General features: G+C 73.5%; 17 protein-coding genes. 5 read left to right on the plus strand and 12 right to left on the minus strand.

Annotated features, from left to right (window positions below; translation table 11 throughout):
• Positions 1-106: 106 nt before the first annotated feature.
• From rpsI to ACQP2H_RS26965, 6 genes are all read right to left on the minus strand, one after another.
• On the minus strand, positions 107-580 hold the full coding sequence (gene rpsI / locus ACQP2H_RS26940; RefSeq protein ID WP_091241865.1) for a 30S ribosomal protein S9: 474 nt from the start codon (positions 578-580) through the stop codon (positions 107-109).
• 20 nt (positions 581-600) lie between these two features.
• Entirely contained in the window at positions 601-1,044 is a 444-nt protein-coding gene (gene rplM, locus ACQP2H_RS26945; RefSeq protein ID WP_030489638.1) for a 50S ribosomal protein L13, read from the minus strand.
• Between the two features lie 211 nt (positions 1,045-1,255).
• Entirely contained in the window at positions 1,256-2,569 is a 1,314-nt protein-coding gene (locus tag ACQP2H_RS26950) for an MFS transporter (protein ID WP_208568316.1), read from the minus strand.
• A gap of 330 nt (positions 2,570-2,899) precedes the next feature.
• Positions 2,900-3,193: a type II toxin-antitoxin system PemK/MazF family toxin gene (locus ACQP2H_RS26955; RefSeq protein WP_208568170.1), complete on the minus strand. Its 294-nt coding sequence runs from the start codon at positions 3,191-3,193 to the stop codon at positions 2,900-2,902.
• Positions 3,183-3,440 carry a DUF6364 family protein gene (locus ACQP2H_RS26960; RefSeq protein WP_091241872.1) on the minus strand — a complete coding sequence of 86 codons (258 nt, stop codon included), beginning with the start codon at positions 3,438-3,440 and terminating at the stop codon, positions 3,183-3,185. Before ACQP2H_RS26960 ends, ACQP2H_RS26955 begins: the two co-directional genes overlap by 11 nt.
• A gap of 112 nt (positions 3,441-3,552) precedes the next feature.
• Complete coding sequence (locus ACQP2H_RS26965; protein ID WP_219464712.1) at positions 3,553-4,251, minus strand: class I SAM-dependent methyltransferase; 699 nt, start codon at positions 4,249-4,251, stop codon at positions 3,553-3,555.
• Between the two features lie 150 nt (positions 4,252-4,401).
• Between ACQP2H_RS26965 and ACQP2H_RS26970 the strand changes: the two genes are divergently transcribed.
• From ACQP2H_RS26970 to ACQP2H_RS26990, 5 genes are read left to right on the plus strand one after another with little or no spacing between them, the layout of a single operon-like run.
• Positions 4,402-6,633 (plus strand): molybdopterin oxidoreductase family protein, encoded by a 2,232-nt coding sequence (locus ACQP2H_RS26970; protein ID WP_219464713.1) that lies wholly within the window; start codon positions 4,402-4,404, stop codon positions 6,631-6,633.
• Positions 6,630-8,063, plus strand: a complete 1,434-nt coding sequence (locus ACQP2H_RS26975) for an FAD-dependent oxidoreductase (protein WP_219464714.1) — start codon at positions 6,630-6,632, stop codon at positions 8,061-8,063. The genes ACQP2H_RS26970 and ACQP2H_RS26975 overlap by 4 nt, the downstream gene beginning before the upstream one ends.
• Before the next feature lie 29 nt (positions 8,064-8,092).
• Positions 8,093-10,660, plus strand: coding sequence for a nitrite reductase large subunit NirB (gene nirB, locus ACQP2H_RS26980; RefSeq protein ID WP_363819045.1), 2,568 nt, complete (start codon positions 8,093-8,095; stop codon positions 10,658-10,660).
• Positions 10,657-11,004 (plus strand): nitrite reductase small subunit NirD, encoded by a 348-nt coding sequence (nirD, locus tag ACQP2H_RS26985; protein WP_208568175.1) that lies wholly within the window; start codon positions 10,657-10,659, stop codon positions 11,002-11,004. The genes nirB and nirD overlap by 4 nt, the downstream gene beginning before the upstream one ends.
• Positions 11,004-12,092, plus strand: coding sequence for a uroporphyrinogen-III synthase (locus ACQP2H_RS26990; RefSeq protein WP_208568176.1), 1,089 nt, complete (start codon positions 11,004-11,006; stop codon positions 12,090-12,092). The genes nirD and ACQP2H_RS26990 overlap by 1 nt, the downstream gene beginning before the upstream one ends.
• Positions 12,093-12,138: 46 nt before the next feature.
• On the opposite strand, the gene ACQP2H_RS26995 is transcribed toward ACQP2H_RS26990, so the two are convergent.
• The 6 genes from ACQP2H_RS26995 to ACQP2H_RS27020 form a co-directional block, all read right to left on the minus strand.
• Positions 12,139-13,047 carry a ferritin family protein gene (locus ACQP2H_RS26995; RefSeq protein WP_357537841.1) on the minus strand — a complete coding sequence of 303 codons (909 nt, stop codon included), beginning with the start codon at positions 13,045-13,047 and terminating at the stop codon, positions 12,139-12,141.
• 194 nt (positions 13,048-13,241) lie between these two features.
• The gene (locus ACQP2H_RS27000) at positions 13,242-13,865 is read right to left on the minus strand and encodes a GTP-binding protein (RefSeq protein ID WP_357537842.1); all 624 of its coding nucleotides are present in this window, start codon (positions 13,863-13,865) and stop codon (positions 13,242-13,244) included.
• Positions 13,846-14,208 (minus strand): DUF742 domain-containing protein, encoded by a 363-nt coding sequence (locus ACQP2H_RS27005; RefSeq protein ID WP_067313317.1) that lies wholly within the window; start codon positions 14,206-14,208, stop codon positions 13,846-13,848. The genes ACQP2H_RS27000 and ACQP2H_RS27005 overlap by 20 nt, the downstream gene beginning before the upstream one ends.
• A gap of 84 nt (positions 14,209-14,292) precedes the next feature.
• Entirely contained in the window at positions 14,293-14,700 is a 408-nt protein-coding gene (locus tag ACQP2H_RS27010) for a roadblock/LC7 domain-containing protein (RefSeq protein WP_067313320.1), read from the minus strand.
• Positions 14,697-18,017 (minus strand): nitrate- and nitrite sensing domain-containing protein, encoded by a 3,321-nt coding sequence (locus ACQP2H_RS27015; protein ID WP_433229356.1) that lies wholly within the window; start codon positions 18,015-18,017, stop codon positions 14,697-14,699. Before ACQP2H_RS27015 ends, ACQP2H_RS27010 begins: the two co-directional genes overlap by 4 nt.
• Positions 18,014-18,175: a hypothetical protein gene (locus tag ACQP2H_RS27020; RefSeq protein ID WP_208568179.1), complete on the minus strand. Its 162-nt coding sequence runs from the start codon at positions 18,173-18,175 to the stop codon at positions 18,014-18,016. The genes ACQP2H_RS27015 and ACQP2H_RS27020 overlap by 4 nt, the downstream gene beginning before the upstream one ends.
• Positions 18,176-18,305: the final 130 nt, after the last annotated feature.

The raw sequence follows: 18,305 nt of genomic DNA on the forward strand, positions 1-18,305 counted from the left end.
CCGGTGCACCTGCGATGAGTGGAGAAAACGGAAACGGCCGGGCCGCCTCCCCGTGGAGGGGAGGCGGACCCGGCCGTCCGTCAGAAGTACAACGCGCTGGTGGTGATCAGCGCTTCGAGTACTGAGGCGCCTTACGGGCCTTCTTGAGACCGTACTTCTTGCTCTCCTTGACCCGGGCGTCCCGGGTCAGGAAGCCGGCCTTCTTCAGGGCCGGGCGGTCGTCCGGCTCGTTGACGATCAGCGCACGGGCGATGCCCAGCCGCAGCGCACCGGCCTGGCCGGTGGTGCCGCCGCCACGCAGGTTGGCGATGACGTCGAACTGCTCCAGCTTCTCGGCGGTGACCAGCGGGTCCTTGATGAGCTGCTGGTGCACCTTGCTCGGGAAGTACGACTCGAGCTCCTGGCCGTTGCAGGTGATCTTGCCGGTGCCGGGGACGATACGGACCCGGACGATGGCCTCCTTGCGGCGGCCCACGGTCTGGATCGGCCGGTCACCACGAGGCGCGCGGGCGACGGGCGCGGGCGCCTCGGTGGCCTCAGGGGCTTCCGGGGCAACCTCGGTCTCGGTGATGTCGGTCATGCTGTTTCCTTCGCCCTCGCTCACTGCGCGATCTGCTTGATCTCGAACGGCACCGGCTGCTGCGCCAGGTGCGGGTGCTCGGCACCGGCGTAGACCTTCAGCTTCTTGATCAGCTGACGGCCGAGCTTGTTGTGCGGGAGCATCCCCTTCACGGCCAGCTCGATGGCCCGCTCGGGCCGCTTGGTCAGCAGCTCCTCGTAGCCGATCTGCTTGAGGCCGCCCGGGTAACCGGAGTGCCGGTAGGCGACCTTGGTCTGCCGCTTGTTGCCGGTCAGCGCCACCTTGCCCGCGTTCACGATGACGACGAAGTCGCCCGTGTCGACGTGCGGCGCGAAAGTCGGCTTGTGCTTGCCGCGCAGCAGCGTGGCGGCGTGGGTGGCCAGGCGGCCCAGCACGACATCAGAGGCGTCGATAACGTGCCACTGACGCTCGATCTCACCCGGCTTCGGGCTGTACGTACGCACAGGTCTACCTTGTCTCGTCGTCGGTCTGGGGTCGCGCGCCGAGGTGACCAGAGGCTTCCCGGCCGGACCAGCGCGCACGAACGACCAAGCGTACCTGAGCGGCACGCCTCTGGATGTCGTACAACAGCAGGCAACGATACCCGGCGCCCGGTCTGCTGGTCAAAACGGGGGGTCGGCCGGCGTGGCCTGCGGTTTCGGCGGATGACCAGGGTCACACGCCGATCAGCTTACCCGGGCCGGGCCGCAGGTAGACCACCCAGGTCACCACGAAACAGAGCGCGTACCAGCCGATGAAGGCCAGGTAGGCGGCGTCCGCGTTGCCCGAGGTGAGGAACGACTGCCGGAAGGCCACGTTCACCAGCACCCCGCCCGAGGCGCCGACCGCCCCGGCGATGCCGATCAGCGCCCCGGAGCGTCGCCGGGCCCGGCGCTGCGCCGCGACCGGGTCGCCGGTCAGCTCCGCCTCGGCCGCCGCCCGGACCCGGAAGATCGCCGGGATCATCTTGTAGGTCGACCCGTTGCCGATGCCGGAGAAGACGAACAACGCCAGGAACCCGACGAGGTAGAGCGGGAACGACTGCTCCCGGGCGGCGTAGAGCACCAGGCCGGCGCCGACGGCCATCGCGACGAAGTTCCAGAACGTCACCCGGGCCCCGCCCAGCCGGTCGGCGAGCTGACCGCCGAACGGTCGGATCAACGAACCGATCAGCGGCCCGAGGAAGGTCAGCCAGGCCGCGTCGACCGGGGTGGGGAACCGCTCGGCGAACTGGAGCTGGAGCACCTGGCCGAAGGCGAAGCCGAAGCCGATGAACGAGCCGAAGGTGCCGATGTACAGCAGGGACATCACCCAGGTGTGCCGGTCGCGGGCGGCCTCCCGCAACGCGCCGGGTTCGTTGTGGGCGTCCGGGATGTTGTCCAGCCAGCGGGCGGCGGCGAGCGCGGCCAGCACGATCAGCGGCAGGTACACCGCCGGCACCAGCCGGGGGTACGCGGCCCCGGCGGTGGCCAGCACCGCCAGCCCGACCAGTTGCACCGCCGGCACGCCGAGGTTGCCGCCCCCGGCGTTGAGCCCGAGTGCGCGACCCTTGAGCCGGTCCGGGAAGAACAGGTTGATGTTCGCCATCGACGAGGCGAAGTTGCCGCCGCCGACCCCGGTCAGGCAGGCCAGCACCATCAGCGTGGTGTACGACACACCCGGCTCCAGCAGCAGCGCCATCGGCACCGCCGGCACCAGCAGCAGCAGCGCGCTGACGATGGTCCAGTTCCGCCCGCCGAAGCGCGCCACCGCCAGGGTGTACGGCAGCCGCAGCACCGCCCCCAGCGCGGCCGGTACGGCGGTGAGCAGGAACTTCCCCGCCGGGTCGATGCCGTACGCCGGGCCGAGGAAGAGCACGGTGACCGACCAGAGGCTCCACACCGAGAAGCCGACGTGCTCGGCGAAGATCGACACCCAGAGGTTGCGACGGGCGATCGGCGCTCCGGTCGTCTGCCAGAAGGTCGGGTCCTCGGGTCGCCAGTCGTCGATCCGGTGCCGCCGCCCGGCGGGCCGGTCGGGTCCGGCGGCGGTGACAGCCGCGTCGGCGGTCGGCGGGACGTCGGTGTCGCCCGGCGGACCGACCGTGGCGGCGGCCAGCGGGTCGGTGGTGGCGGCCGGTGGATCGGCGGCGGCGTTACTGCTGCTGGCGAGCGTGCTCACGGCGACTCCTCCTCGTCGATGTGAGCAGGACGCTAGGCAGGGTCGGTTTCCCGGCGGTGCCCCACGTGGGTCGGGCCGGAAACGGAGACCGCACGTCGACCGGGAACCGGTGGTGAGGGGCCCACCGTTGCGGTGGGTCGCCGCTCCCGCCGGGGCGGGTCACAGCTCCTGGAGGATGCGCAGTGCGCGGGCCACCCGCTGCATGGTCTCGGTGTCGGCGACGTCCACGCACTCGGTGAACCACTTCTTCATCGGCGCCGACAGCCGGTCGGGCATCACCACGTTGGCACCCATCGGCACGGCGAGCGGGGAGTCGCGCAGCAGGGCGGTCTCGACCACCTCGGCGACGATCACGATCGGCACGTCGGTGGAGTTGTAGACGTCGGAGCTGATCACCAGGCCGAGCCGTTCCCGGGCGCCCTCGATGCGCCAGACCTCTCCCCTACGCAGCACGCGGGCGACCGCCGAAGAGCACGTCGGCGACCATGCCCACCTCGCGGGCGTCGGCGAGGGCGGCGGACTCCAGGTCGAGCCCGGCCCGCCCGACCGCCTCGGCGTGGGCGGTGAAGACCTCCCGCAGCGCCTTCTCCCGGGCGGCCTGGTCCATCCAGGCGGAGAGGGAGAGTCCTTCCCGCTTGGCGAACCGGCGGGCCTCCTCGATCGTCTCGTCGGAGAACGAGAGGGTCACCTTGGCAGTCATGCCTGCGATCCTACTCCCGGTATGACCGCCGGTCGTTCCGTTCGCCCGCCTCGACGAACCCGACAAACCGCCGTGTGCCACCGCCCGGCCCGCCCGCCGCAGGGGGTCCGGGTCAGGCGGGACGGCGACCGCCGAAGACCGCGAACCGCCACGCCTTGTAGAAGCAGTCCACGTCGACCAGGCCGGCGTCGACCAGCCACCGGCACTGGTCGGTCACCGACGCCGGGCGGTCGTGCCGCATCCGCTCCCGGGCGGCGGCGATCTCGTCGGCATCCGAGCCGCGCGCGGCGGTCTGGGCCAGCCAGACGTCGTCGTAGCGGCGGTCCAGGGTCGGGGTGGGGCCGGCCACCTGCTCGGCGTTGACGAACACCCCGCCGGGGACGAGCGCGTCGGCCGCCCGCCGGTAGAGGGCGCGCTTGCCGTCGTCGTCGAGGTGGTGCACGGCCAGGGCGGAGACCACCGCGTCGTAGCGGCCGGCGGGGAGCGGGTCGGCCAGGTCGGCCACGACGGTCCGGTGCGCCACCCCCCGGGCGGCCAACCCGTCGGCGGCCACCGCGAGCATCCGCGCGGCCCCGTCGACCAGGGTCACCCGCACCCCGGGCAGCGCTGCGGTGAGCAGCAGGGAGAGCAGTCCGGTGCCGGCGCCCAGGTCGAGCACCTCGGGGGTACGGCCGGCGGCGAGCGCGGCCCGCAGCGGTGGGGCGGCCACCTCGACGGCGGTGCCGTAGAAGTCGTCGAAGCAGGGGACGAGCCGGCGGCGGGCCCCGTCGTAGGAACCTGCCACCGCATCGAAGGCCGCCGTCACGTCCACGATCCACCCCTCTCACATATTAAGAAACTTGTCTCACATTATAGACCCCACCGACCGGTCCCCTGCCCCCGTGCGGTGTGAACCGCTCTTGACAGGACCGAAACAGAAGGGACCCCGGTCGGAAACCGCCCGGCGGCACGCTTTGCGGACATGACAGACGGTGCACGCGCCGCGACACGAACGGAGCCCCCGCCCCGGGAGACGGAAACGCACTGCCCGTACTGCGCGCTCCAGTGCGGCATGATCCTGCGGGACGCCGACGGCCGGATCGAGGTCCGGCCCCGGGAGTTCCCCACCAACCGCGGCGGGCTGTGCCAGAAGGGCTGGACCGCCGCCGAACTGCTCGACCACCCCGACCGGTTGACCACCCCGCTGGTCCGCGACCCGTCCGGCACGCTGCGCCCGGCCAGCTGGGACGTCGCGCTGGACCGGATCGCCGACGGGCTGCGCACCATCCAGCGGGCCCACGGCCGGGACGCGGTCGCGGTCTTCGGCGGCGGCGGGCTCACCAACGAGAAGGCGTACGCCCTCGGCAAGTTCGCCCGGGTGGCGCTGCGGACCCGGCACATCGACTACAACGGCCGGTGGTGCATGTCCTCCGCGGCGGCGGCCGGACTGCGCGCCTTCGGCGTCGACCGGGGGCTGCCGTTCCCGCTGACCGACCTGGGCCGCACCGGAACCCTGCTGCTGGTCGGGGCGAACCCGGCCGAGACCATGCCGCCGCTGATGCGCCACGTGACCGACCAGCGGGCCCGGGGCGGCCGGCTGATCGTGGTCGACCCCCGGCTCACCGCCACCGCCCGCCAGGCCGACCTGCACCTGCAACCGCTGCCCGGCACCGATCTCGCGGTCGCCAACGCACTGCTGCACATCGCGCTCACCGAAGGGCTGATCGACCGGGAGTACGTCGCCACCCGTACCGAGGGCTTCGACGCGGTACGCCGTACCGTCGCGGGGTACTGGCCGGCCGAGGTGGAACGGCTCTCCGGGGTGCCGGTGGCCGACCTGGAGGCGACCGCCCGCGCGCTCGGCACCGCCGACTCGGCGGTCATCCTCACCGCCCGGGGCGCCGAACAGCACGCCAAGGGCGTCGACACCGTCAGCGCGTACGTCAATCTCGCCCTCGCCCTCGGCCTGCCCGGCCGCCCACACTCCGGCTACGGCTGCCTCACCGGTCAGGGCAACGGCCAGGGTGGACGCGAGCACGGCCAGAAGTCCGACCAGCTCCCCGGCTACCGCAAGATCGACGACCCGGCGGCCCGCGCCCACGTCGCCGGGGTCTGGGGAGTCGACCCCGCCGAACTGCCCGGCCCCGGGGTGCCGGCCTACCAGCTGCTCGACTCGCTCGGCACCCCCGACGGCCCCCGGGCACTGCTGGTCTTCGGCTCCAACCCGGTGGTCTCCGCGCCCCGGGCGGCCCGGGTCGAGTCCCGGCTACGCGGGCTGGACCTGCTGGTGGTGGCCGACTTCCTGCGCTCCGAGACGGCCGAGCTGGCCGACGTGGTGCTGCCGGTGGCCCAGTGGGCCGAGGAGGACGGCACGATGACCAACCTGGAGGGTCGGGTGCTGCGCCGCCGGGCGCTGCGCCCACCGCCCCCCGGCGTCCGCACCGACCTGACCGTCCTCGCCGAGCTCGCGGCCCGCCTCGACGACGCCCCCGACGCACCGGCCCCGGCGACGACGCCGGACGGCCCGGCCCCGACCACCCCGACGACCACCCGGCCCGCCGTCCCGGCCCCGCGCACCCCTGCGGACCACGTCCCGGCCCCGCGGACCGCGCCGGACCGGTTCCCGACCGACCCGAGGGTCGTCTTCGCCGAGCTACGGCGGGCCTCCGCCGGGGGCGTCGCCGACTACGCCGGGGTCAGCTGGGACCGGATCGAATCCGCCGACGGGGTCTTCTGGCCGTGCCCCGACCCGGACGGGCCGGACTCCCCCCGGCTCTTCGCCGACACCTTCCCCACCCCCAGCGGCCGGGCCCGGTTCCACGCCGTGCAGCACCGGCCGGCGGCCGAGGAGGTCTGCGCCGACTACCCGCTGCACTTCACCACCGGGCGGGTGCTGGCCCAGTACCAGTCCGGCGCGCAGACCCGGCGGGTGGCCGCGCTGCACCGGGCCGCCCCGCACGGCTTCGTCGAGCTGCACCCCGACCTGGCCGACCGGCTCGGGGTGGCCGAGGGCGACGAGGTCCGGGTCGCCTCCCGCCGGGGTGAGCTGCGGGCACCGGCCCGGCTCAGCCCGACCATCCGGCCCGACACCGTCTTCGCCCCGTTCCACTGGCCCGGGGCGGCGCGCGCCAACTCGGTCACCAACGACGCCCTCGACCCGGTCTCCGGGATGCCCGAGTTCAAGATCTGCGCGGTCCGGGTGGAGCGGGCATGACCGGGCAGATCGTGATCGTCGGGTACGGGATGGCCGGCGCCCGGCTCGCCACCGAGCTGCACGCCCGCAACGGCGACCGGAAGGTCACCGTGCTCGGGGCGGAACCGCACCGGGCGTACAACCGGATCATGCTCTCCACCCTGCTGGCCGGCAAGGTCGACGAGCCCGACGTGGAGCTGGCCGAGGTCGCCGGGCAGGGCACCGACGTGCGGACCGGGGTGGTGGCCGCCGCGATCGACCGGGCCACCCGGACGGTGCACACCACCGACGGCGACCGGATCGACTACGACCACCTGGTCCTCGCCACCGGCAGCCGGGCCGTGGTGCCCCCGCTGCCCGGCCTCGACCCGGCCGCCCTGCCGCCCCGGGTCGCCGTCTTCCGCACCCTGGCCGACTGCCGCCGCATCCTCGCCACCGCCCGCACCGCCCGCACCGCGCTGGTGCTCGGCGGTGGGCTGCTCGGCCTGGAAGCGGCGCGCGGCCTGGCCGCCCGGGGGTTGGCGGTGACCGTGGTGCACCCCCACCCGCACCTGATGGAACGCCAGCTCGACCCGGCCGCCGGGGAGGTGCTCGCCGCCACGCTCGCCAGGCTCGGCGTCACCACCCGACGGGGGGTGCCGGCGACCGGGTTGGCCACCGACGACGACGGGGTCCGCCTCGACGTGGCCGACGGCACCACCCTGCACGCCGACCTGCTGGTGCTCTCCTGCGGGGTGCGCCCCGACACCGACCTCGCCACCGCCGCCGGGCTGGCCGTCGACCGGGGGGTGCTGGTCGACGACCGGCTACGCACCGACGACGGGTCGATCTCGGCGATCGGCGACTGCGCCCGCACCGGCGGCCCGACCGGGCTCGTCGCACCCGCCTGGGCACAGGCCCGGGTGGTGGCCCGGCTGCTCACCGGCGAGGACCCGGCGGCCCGCTACCGGCCCCGACCGGTGGTGACCCGGCTCAAGGCCGCCGGGATCGACCTGGCCGCGATGGGCGACCCGACGGGCGGCCCCGGCGAGGAGTTGACCTTCGCCGACCCGGCCCGGGGAACGTACGCCCGGCTGCGTATCCACCACGACCGGCTGACCGGGGCGATCCTGCTCGGTGACAACCCGGCGGTCGGCACGGTCGTGCAGCTCTTCGACCGGGGCGCCCCGGTCCCCACCGACCGGCGGGCGCTGCTGCTCGGCCGGTCGCTCGGCAGCGCCCCCGCGACACCCGCCGCCTCCCCGGCGCTGATGCCGGACGCGGTGACCGTCTGCCAGTGCAACGACGTCGACAAGGGCACCCTGGTGCGCTGCTGGCGCTCCGGCGCCCGGACCGTCGACGAGGTGGTCGCCGCGACCCGGGCCGGGACCGGCTGCGGTGGCTGCCGGCAGGCCGTCGAGGGCATCGTCGGCTGGCTGTCCGAGGTGGACTCGGTGGGGACGACCCGATGACCGTGATGACACCACGAGGAGGTGACCCGATGACCGGTGGACGATTGGTCGTCGTCGGCAACGGCATGGTCGGCCAACGGTTCGTCGAGGCGCTGCGCGCCCGCGACCACGACCGGCGCTGGCAGGTGACGGTGCTCGCCGAGGAACCCCGCCCGGCGTACGACCGGGTGCGACTGTCGGCGTTCTTCGACGGGGTGTCCGCCGAGGAGCTCAACCTGCACACCCCCGACGAGGGGGTGCGGCTACACCTCGGCGAGCCGGTCACCGGGATCGACCGGGACCGGCGGGTGGTGACCACCGCGACCGGGGAGCACCCGTACGACGCGCTGGTGCTGGCCACCGGGTCGTACCCGTTCGTCCCGCCGGTGGCCGGCACGGACCTGCCGGGCGTCTTCGTCTACCGCACCCTGGACGACCTGGAGGCGATCCGGGAGCACGCCCGGGGCCGGGTGACCGGGGCGGTGATCGGCGGCGGCCTGCTCGGTCTGGAGGCCGCCAACGCGCTGCGGCTGCTGGGGTTGCGCACCCACGTGGTGGAGTTCGCCCCCCGGCTGATGCCGGTGCAGGTCGACGAGGCGGGCGGCGCGATGCTGCGGCGCTACGTGGAAGAGCTGGGCGTCACCACCCACCTCGGGGTGGGCACCACCGCGCTGCGGCCCGGCCCGACCGGCACGGTCGCCGCGTTGGACCTCTCCGACGGTGGCACGGTCGACGCCGACCTGGTGGTGGTGGCCGCCGGCATCCGGCCCCGCGACGAGCTGGCCCGCGCCGCCGGGCTGGGCCTCGGCCCCCGGGGCGGGGTGCTGGTCGACGGGAGCTGCCGCAGCGACGACGAGCGGATCTGGGCGGTCGGCGAGTGCGCGGCCGTCGACGGCACCTGCCACGGCCTGGTCGCCCCCGGGTACGCGATGGCCGAGGTGGTGGCCGACCGGCTGCTGGGCGGCGCGGCCACCTTCCCCGGCGCGGACAGCGCCACCAAGCTCAAGCTGCTCGGCGTCGACGTGGCCTCGTTCGGTGACGCCCACGGCACCACCCCCGGCTGCCTGGACGTCACGTTCACCGACCCGGTCACCCGCTCGTACGCGAAGCTGGTCCTCTCCGACGACGCGCGGACGCTGCTCGGCGGGGTGCTGGTCGGGGACGCGACCGCCTACCCGACGTTGCGGGCCAGCGTCGGCGGGCCGCTGCCCGCTCCCCCGTTGACGCTGCTGGCCCCGGCCGGCGAGGGCGGCGGCGGGGTGACCGCGCTGCCCGGTGCGGCGCAGGTCTGCTCCTGCAACGCGGTGACCCGCGACGACATCGACGCGGCCATCGTCGGCGGGGCGTGCGACGTGCCGGCGTTGAAGGCGTGCACCCGGGCCGGGACGAGCTGCGGCTCCTGCGTGCCGATGCTCAAGCAGTTGCTCGACGCGGCCGGGGTGCAGCAGTCCACGGCGCTGTGCGAGCACTTCGACGCCAGCCGGCAGGAGTTGTTCGACATCGTCCGGGTGCGCGGCATCCGGACGTTCTCGCAGCTCGTCGCCGAGCACGGCCGGGGCCGGGGCTGCGACGTCTGCAAGCCGGTGGTGGCCTCGATCCTCGCGTCGCTGGGCACCGGGCACGTGCTCGACGGCGAGCAGGCGTCGTTGCAGGACACCAACGACCACTTCCTGGCCAACCTGCAACGCGACGGCAGCTACTCGGTGGTGCCCCGGATCCCGGGCGGCGAGATCACCCCGGACAAGCTGATCGTGATCGGTGAGGTGGCCCGCGACTTCCAGCTCTACACCAAGATCACCGGCGGGCAGCGGATCGACCTGTTCGGCGCGCGGGTCGAGCAGCTCCCGCAGATCTGGCGGCGGCTGGTCGACGCCGGCTTCGAGTCCGGCCACGCGTACGGCAAGGCGCTGCGCACGGTGAAGTCCTGCGTCGGCGAGACCTGGTGCCGCTACGGGGTGCAGGACTCGGTCGGCCTGGCCGTCGCGCTGGAACTGCGTTACCGGGGGTTGCGGGCCCCGCACAAGCTCAAGTCCGCCGTCTCCGGCTGCGCCCGGGAGTGCGCCGAGGCCCGCAGCAAGGACTTCGGCATCATCGCCACCGACACCGGGTGGAACCTCTACCTCGGCGGCAACGGCGGTTTCCGGCCCCGGCACGCCGACCTGTTCGCCACCGACCTGACCACCGACGAGCTGATCACCCTGATCGACAGGTTCCTGATGTTCTACGTCCGCACCGCCGACCGGCTGCAACGCACCTCCGCCTGGATCGAGGCGATGGACGGTGGCCTGGAGCACCTCCGGTCGGTGATCGTCGACGACTCGCTCGGGCTCTGCGCCGAACTCGACGCGGCGATGGCCCGGCACGTCACGTCCTATTCCGACGAGTGGCGGGACGTGCTCGACGACCCGGAACGGCTGCGCCGGTTCACCTCCTTCGTCAACGCCCCCGAGGTGCCGGACCCGTCGATCACCTTCGCCGTGGAACGCGGCCAGCCGGTACCGACACGCGGTCCCGTCGCCGCCGGGGCCGCACCACCGGACGGGGCCGCCGCCCCCGCCGGGGCACCCACCCGGCGTCGCCAGCCGGTCGTCCTCGGCCTGCCGGAGGTGCGGCGATGAGCGACACCGTCACCATCGGCTGGGCCCCGGTCTGCCCGCTGGAGAGGCTGGAACCCGAGCGCGGCGTCGCCGCCCTGGTCGACGGCGTCCAGGTGGCCATCTTCCGCACCGACGACGAGCTGTTCGCGGTCGACAACCTCGACCCGCTCAGCGGCGCGTACGTGATGTCGCGGGGCATCGTCGGCAGCCGGGGCGGGGTGCCCACCGTCGCCTCCCCCCTGCACAAGCAGGTGTACGACCTGCGAACCGGGCTGTGCCTGGACCTGCCCGGGGTGACCCTGCCCCGGTACGACGTCCGCTGCCGGGACGGCCTGGTCGAGGTGCGGCTGCGACAGGAGGAGTGATGCGGGACGAACTGGCCGGCTTCACCATCGGAGTGACCGCCGACCGGCGACGCGACGAGTTGGCCGCGTTGCTGGAACGGCGCGGTGCCCGGGTGGTGCTCGCCCCGGCCCTGCGGATCGTGCCGCTGGCCGACGACACCGACCTGCGGGACGCCACCCGGGCCTGCCTGGACCGGCCACCGGACGTGCTGATGGCCAACACCGGCATCGGGATGCGCGGCTGGTTGGAGGCGGCCGAGGGCTGGGGGCTGGCCGAGCCGCTGAAGAACGTGCTGTCCCGGGCCTACGTGGTGGCCCGGGGCCCCAAGGCGCGCGGCGCGATCCGGGCCGCCGGCCTGCACGACCAGTGGTCGCCGGCCTCGGAGAGCTGCGAGGAGGTGGTCGAGCACCTGTGCCGACGTGGGGTGGCCGGGCAGGTGATCGCCATGCAGCTGCACGGCGACCGGCAACCGGAGTGCACCGAGGCCCTGGAGGCCGCCGGGGCCACCGTGATCGAGGTGCCCGTCTACCGGTGGGCCCCACCGACCGACCCGGCCCCGCTGCACCGGCTGATCGACCTCGTCGCCGGCCGGCTGGTCGACGCCGTCACCTTCACCTCCGCCCCGGCGGCGGAGGCGCTGCTGCGCGCCGCCGGGGACCGTACCGAGACGGTGCTGGCCGCGTTGCGGGGCGACGTGCTGGTCAGCTGCGTCGGCGCGGTCACCGCCGAACCGCTGGTGCGGCGGGGCGTGCCGGTCAGCGCGCCGACCCGGGCCCGGCTCGGCGCGCTGGTCCGCACCATCGTGGACGAACTGCCCCGCCGAACCGTCACGGTCAAGGCGGCCGGGCACCTGCTGACCCTGCGTGGGCACGCCGCCGTCATCGACGGGGAGCTGCGGCCCCTGGCGCCCGCGCCGATGGCGGTACTGCGGGCGCTCGCCGCCCAGCCCGGTCGGGTGCTGTCCCGGACCGAACTGCTGCGCACGCTGCCCCGGGGGGCCGACGAGCACGCGGTGGAGATGGCGGTGGCCCGGCTGCGGGTGGGGCTGCGGGCACCCCGGGTGGTGCAGACCGTGGTCAAGCGCGGCTACCGGCTCCGGGTGGAGTGAGGCCGGGGGTTGGTGGAGTGCGGTCGACGTCGCGCGGGCGGGATGCTCAGACCTCCAGTCGCACCAGCGCCCGCAGGAAGGCCGACGCGTGGTCGGCCTCGTCGAAGGCGATCTCCCGGAACAGCGCCGCCGCCCGGCGGTCACCCGCCGCAGCCGCCTGCCGGGAGAACGTGGGGTACATGACGGTGGCCTCGTACTGCTCGCCGTCGATCGACTCCCGCAGGTTGGCCGCGTTGTCGCGGACCAGTCCGGCCAGCTCGGCGGTCTGGGCGAAGTGCTCGCCCAGCTCCTGGCCGGCCGTGTTGTCCCAGAGCCGGGCCAGCCGGAGGACACCGGTGGCGCGGGCGTGCCCGGCGTACGAGGTGTAGCGCGCGTTGGCGAACGCCTCACCCCGTAGGGTGGCCTCCAGGTTCTCCTGGGTCGCCCCGGTGCAGGCGGGCAGGCTCGGCAGGATCGGCACCGGGGGCACCGCCTCGCCCACCGGGATGCGTACCCCGGAGCCCGGATCGGTAAGCGCTTGCAGCGCGGTGCGGAACCGGGCCGCGTGCACCGCCTCGTCGGCGGCGAGCTCGGTGAACAGCTCGGCCGCCTCGGCACAGCCGTCCTGCTGCGCCTGGGCGGCGAAGCCGGGATAGACCACTGTCGCCTCGTGCTCCTCGCCGGCGATCGACTCCCGCAGGTTGTCCACGTTGCTGCCGACGAAGTCGATCAGGTTCGCCTCGGCCGCGAAGTGGTCGTACCGCTCGGTCCGCGCCGTGTCGGCGAAGAGCCGGGCGATCCGCCGTTCGCCGGTACGCGCCGCCTGTTCGCCGTACGCCAGGTACTTCGCGTGGGCGAACGCCTCCCCCTCCATCGCCGTCAACGCGTCCGCCCGGGTCTGCGGATCGAGACCGGCCGCCTGGGCCGGCCCGGCGACTCCGGCCCCGAGCACGACCCCGGCCGCAATGATCGACATCACTGTCACTGTGCGCATGACGCCACCTCCACCAATGTTCCAGTGAGGAACCTCTCACTGGGCGTTACATTCGTGGAAAAGCGTACGTTGCTGCAGGTCAGAGTGGGTTCATCCAGTTTCTGGGCGCACCCGGAGGGCGTCGTCGGATTGAGCGCGGCCACGCCGTGTCGTTACAAATGGTGACAGGTTTGCCCTCAGCCCACCGGAGTCGGGAAGCCCCGGCCGTGCTCGGCCTGCAGCCGGATCATGGCGTGCTCGACCACCGTCACCAGCACCTGCTTGACCGACTCCCGGTCCCGGGCGTCGCACATCACCAGCGGCACGTCCGCCGAGATGGCCAACGCCTCGCGGACCTCGTCCGGCTCGTACAGGTCCGAGCCGTCGAACCGGTTCAGCGCCACCACGTACGGGAGTTTGCGGTTCTCGAAGTAGTCCAACGGGGCGAAGGCGTCGGTGATCCGCCGGGTGTCCACCAGCACGGCGGCACCCACCGCACCCCGGATGATCTCGTCCCACATGAACCAGAAGCGGGTCTGCCCGGGGGTGCCGAACAGGTACAGGATCAGGTCCTGCGCCATGGTGATCCGGCCGAAGTCCATGGCGACCGTGGTGGTCTCCTTGCCGGGCACCTTCGACGGATCGTCGATGCCGACGCCAGCGGCGGTCATCAGCGCCTCTGTGGTCAGCGGAGTGATCTCGGAGATCGCCCCGACCAGGGTCGTCTTGCCCACGCCGAAGCCGCCCGCGACCACGATCTTCGCGGAGACGATTCCCCGGCTCTGGCGCGACCCGACGGGGTCATAGCCTGCGAAGTCCACTTAGCACCCTTCCAAGGATTTCCATTCGCTCCTCGAACCCCTCGGCGGGAGCGGCAGTGTGTAGCGTGAGCAGACCGTCGGCGACCAGGTCGGCGACCAGCACCCGGGCGACGCCCAACGGCATCCGGGTGTAAGCGGCGATCTCCGCCAGCGACTGCGCCCGGCCCTCGCAGACGGTGGCGATCCGGTACTTGTCGTGGCCGGCGAAGCGGGACTCGGCCACCTGGGTCGCACTGGAGGTGAGCACCGCCTCCAGTGCGATGTCCCGGCTCGGCTCGGTGCGGCCCCGGGTGACCGCGTACGGACGCACCAACGCCCCGCGCGGGTCCCGTCGGGGGTCCATGCCGCGATCACCTCCTTCCGCCCGGGTCCGGCCCGGATGCGTCGTCCCTCCGGCCGGACGCGGTCGCGCCCGGCCTCACCGGTGCTACGAACGCACGGCGTCCCGGGGCAGCGGCACCAACGCCGCACCCACCCGTTCGACCAGCAACGCCATCTCGTAGCCGACCTGACCCACGTCACAGCTGCGGGCGGCGAGCACCGCCATCGACGAACCGTCGCTGATCGACATGAGGAACAGGTAACCGCTGTCCATTTCGATCACTGTCTGCAGCACCCCGCCCGCGCTGAACATCCGGGCGGCACCCTCGGTCAGACTCACCACGCCGGAGGTGATCGCGGCGAGCTGGTCGGCCCGGTCGGTGGGCAGGTCCCGCGAGGAGGCGAGCAGCAGCCCATCCGCGGACACCGCCACCACGTGGGCGATGCCCGCCACGCTGTCGGCGAAGTTGGTGAGCAGCCAACCCATGTCCTGCATGGCAGCTGGCCTGTTCATCGGTTCGTCTCCTTGGTCGAGGTGCTGTTGAGGTCCGCGCCTGCGGTGCGTCCGCGCTGCACGCCGCGGTGGTAGGCCGAGAGCAGACCGCGTACTTCGTCGGGGGTGCGGCGGCTGCGGTCCCGGCCCTCCTTCGGCTCGATCCCGCCGGGGACGAGCTGCGCCTGCGGCACCCGCTTCGGCAGGCCGGAACGGGTGGTGCCGGCGTTGGCCGGTTCGGCCGCCTGGCTGGCCCGGGTCCAGCCCTCGTCGGCCGCTGTCCGCCAGGCGTCGGCGTCGGCGGCCGGTGGGCCTGCCGGCGCCTCGGGCGCGGCCGGCGGGGTGGTGCCGAATGTCGACGCCGTGGTGGGGGCGGCCGGCGCGGTGGTGCCGAATGTGGACGCCGCGGTGGGGGCCGGCGGTACGGGTCCGGTGGCGGCGGGCGCTTGCGGGGCCGCCGGGGCGGGGGTGACGGTCGGGGTGCCGGCGGCGGTGGGTGCCGTCGGTACCCGGGTGGGCAGCGGCGGGCGGGTCGGCTTGCTCGCGCCGTTGGACCGCGGCGGTGCGGCCGGCGGTTCCTCGTCGAAGCGGGGCCGGGTGAAGATCGCGGTGGCGTCGTCGCCGTGCGACCGGAACCACACCGCCTCCATCTCCCGGAAGATCGGCGAGTCGGCCGGCCGGTCCGGGCGGGCGACCACCGGTGCGGCCGGCGCCGGCGGGGTGTAGGACGCGGCCGGTGCGGTGTACGGCTGGGCGGCCGGTGCGGCGTACGCGGCCGGCTGGGCCGCCGGGGCGAACGCCGCCGCGGCGGCGGCCGGGGCGAACAGGGTGGCCGCCGGAGCACCCGCGTACGGGGTGGCGGCGGGCGCACCGGCGTACGGGGTCGCCGCCGGGGCACCGGCGTACGGAGTCGTTGCCGGGGCACCGGCGAACGGCATGGCCGGCGCACCGTAGGACTCCGTCGGGGCGGGCGTGGCACCGGCGACCGGGCCGACCGGGAGCACCGGGGCGGACTCGCCCGGCGCGGCCCGGCGCGGCAGCGGGTCGATGGTCGGGTTCGCCACCGTCGGGCTGCCGGCCGAGAAGGCCCCGAACCCGGAGTCGGCCGACGGGGCGGGGACCGGCGCGAACGGTGGGGCGGAGACCGGGCCGCCGAACTGCACGGCGGGGGCGGTCTCCCGGGCGTCCACCGGCGGCTGCCACGGCGCGGGCGCCGGTGGGGCGGTGCGCCACTGGTCGTTCAGCGTCGCCGCCGCGCTGCGGGCACCGCTGAAGGCCCCGCCGATGCCGGACGACGCGGGCGTCGGCTGCTCGACCGCGAGCGGCTGGCGCGGACGGCTGATCGCCTGGTCGCGGCCCCGGTGGGCGGGCAGGACCACGGTGGCGTTGGGCAGCGTCACCTGGGCGACGGTGCCGCCCTCGACGTTGCGTCGCAGCTCCACCCGGACGCCGTAGCGGCTGGCCAGCCGGCTGACCACGGCCAGACCCATCAGCCGGAAGGCGGCCACGTCCACGGTCGGCGGGGCGGCGAGGCGGCGGTTGAGCGAGTCGAGCTGCTCGTCGGTGAGGCCGAGTCCCCGGTCCTCGATCTGGATCAGCACGTAGTCGCGGATCCGCCGGCCGTCGGCGACGACGGTGGTGGTCGGCGGCGAGAAGCGGGTGGCGTTGTCCAGCAGCTCGGCGACGAGGCGTACCACGTCGTTGACCGCGTGGGCGGCGACCGAGATGTCGGTGTCGACGGTGCCGAACTCGATCCGGTTGTAGAGCTCCACCTCGGACTGGGCGGCGCGCAGCACGTCGACCAGCAGCGCGTCGTCGCGGCGCGGCACCGCCGAGTCGGCACCGGCCAGCACCAGCAGGTTCTCGTCGTTGCGGCGCATCCGGGTGGCGAGGTGGTCCAGCTCGAAGAGCTGGGCGAGCCGCTTCGGGTCCTCCTCGCCGCGCTCGATCGCGTCCAGTTCGCCGATCATCCGGTCGACCAGGGTCTGACTGCGGCGGGCCAGGTTGAGGAACATCGCCGAGACGCTGGTCCGCAGCGCCGCCTGCTCGGCGGCGACCCGGACGGCCTCCCGGTGGACCACGTTGAACGCCAGGGCCACCTGGCCGACCTCGTCCCGGTTGGTCAACCGGATCGGGTCCCGCACCTGGCGGACGATCTCCTCGACCCCGCCGTCGCCGACGCTGCCCATGTTCTGCAACCGCTTGACCGCGTCCGGCAGGTCGTGGTTGGCCACCGAGAGGGCGCCCTCCCGCAGCCGGCGCAGCGAGTGGTTGAGCGAGCGGGCCAGCACCACGGCGAGGGTGATCGCGACGATCAGGGTGAGCAGCACCAGCACCGTCTCGATGACGGCCTGCTGGATGACGTCGCTGCGGGCCTGCTCGGAGCGGGCGAGCAGGGTGTCCTGGAGCTGGATCTCGGTCCACCGCATCAGGTCGTTGACCGCGCCGATCGCGGCGCTGGCGTCACCGGCGCTGATCGGGCTGCGCTGGCCGACCGAGCGGGTGATGTCGGCGGCCACCCGGTCGGCGAGGCCGACGGCGTCACCGGAGACCGCGCTGAAGACCAGCGCACGTTGGGTGGGGTCGGCGGCGAGGGAGAAGCCGAGCAGTGCCTCCTGCTGACTGGTCAGGGTCGCCACGAACGAGGAGAACTGCTCCTCGTCGAGGCGTCCGCTGACCAGTGCGGTGTAGGCGACCGCCTCCTCCTCGGCGACGGCGGACTTGGCCCGGCTGAACGCGGCCACCGCGCGGCGGGCGTCCGCGAGACTCTCCTGGCCGGGCAGCTGGGCCAGGGTGTCGCCGTACGAGACCAGGTCGGTGAGGATCACGCCGTACCGCAGGGTGGCCTCGGCGACGGGCATCTGCCGGCGGTCGAGCACCTCCTGCCGGGTCGCGTCGAGCGTCCGCAGGTGGTCGTCGATCACCTTGAGCCGGTCCCGCACGGCGGCCGGGACCTCACCGAGGTCGGCCCGCTCGGCCCGGTAAGCGTTGATCCGCTCACCGGTGGCCCGGACCCGAAGGTTGTAGTCGTCCGGGAGCAGCTGCGGGTTGGCCAGGTAGCCGGCGGCGGCCATCCGCTCCTTGTGCAGATCCTGCGTCAGCGCCGAAACGTCGATGGAGAGCGCGGTCAGCGAGCGGATCTGGGTGGCGTCGACCGCACCCTCGGTAGTGGAGACGAGTCGGATTGTCGCCAGTGCGATGACCGCTGCGACCGGTACGACCAGAATGAGGGCGAGTTTGGAACGAATCCGCGCATCCCGCAGCCGGGGCAGTCGGCGCTCCCGTTCGGTTCCGGCGCTTTCGCCTGGCTCGGGCAGGGTCGTCGGTCCGGTGCTCACGACATCGCCTCCGTCGTATCTTCCACACGCCTGACCCGCCGACCCGCGCCTGGTGCGACGGACAGCGCCACGCGCGGCACGGCCGCGATTTCATCAGAGAAGATCCTGTTTGGGAAGCCGCGTTCGGACAGGAATCGGTCGACCAGCATGCTGATCACCGTTTTCCCTGCTTAGCAGGCCACCCCTGAACAGGGCATGTCACTCCAGAGTGTTCGTACGCCTCTGATGAGTGAGCATGGGTAAATATCTGATGTCCCCACAATGTGAGATTCGCGTCCCGAAACCGCC

The sequence above is a fragment of the Micromonospora sp. CA-248260 genome (assembly GCF_050942205.1).
Classification (GTDB): Bacteria; Actinomycetota; Actinomycetes; order Mycobacteriales; family Micromonosporaceae; genus Micromonospora; species Micromonospora antibiotica.

Excerpts from the sequence above, each read along its gene's own strand:
- rpsI (WP_091241865.1), bottom strand. The coding sequence starts at position 580 with ATGACCGACATCACCGAGACCGAGGTTGCCCCGGAAGCCCCTGAGGCC.
- ACQP2H_RS26990 (WP_208568176.1), top strand. The coding sequence starts at position 11,004 with ATGCGGGACGAACTGGCCGGCTTCACCATCGGAGTGACCGCCGACCGG.
- ACQP2H_RS27005 (WP_067313317.1), bottom strand. The coding sequence starts at position 14,208 with ATGGACCCCCGACGGGACCCGCGCGGGGCGTTGGTGCGTCCGTACGCG.
- ACQP2H_RS26970 (WP_219464713.1), top strand. The coding sequence starts at position 4,402 with ATGACAGACGGTGCACGCGCCGCGACACGAACGGAGCCCCCGCCCCGG.
- nirD (WP_208568175.1), top strand. The coding sequence starts at position 10,657 with ATGAGCGACACCGTCACCATCGGCTGGGCCCCGGTCTGCCCGCTGGAG.
- ACQP2H_RS26975 (WP_219464714.1), top strand. The coding sequence starts at position 6,630 with ATGACCGGGCAGATCGTGATCGTCGGGTACGGGATGGCCGGCGCCCGG.
- ACQP2H_RS26995 (WP_357537841.1), bottom strand. The coding sequence starts at position 13,047 with ATGTCGATCATTGCGGCCGGGGTCGTGCTCGGGGCCGGAGTCGCCGGG.
- ACQP2H_RS26960 (WP_091241872.1), bottom strand. The coding sequence starts at position 3,440 with ATGACTGCCAAGGTGACCCTCTCGTTCTCCGACGAGACGATCGAGGAG.
- ACQP2H_RS27010 (WP_067313320.1), bottom strand. The coding sequence starts at position 14,700 with ATGAACAGGCCAGCTGCCATGCAGGACATGGGTTGGCTGCTCACCAAC.
- nirB (WP_363819045.1), top strand. The coding sequence starts at position 8,093 with ATGACCGGTGGACGATTGGTCGTCGTCGGCAACGGCATGGTCGGCCAA.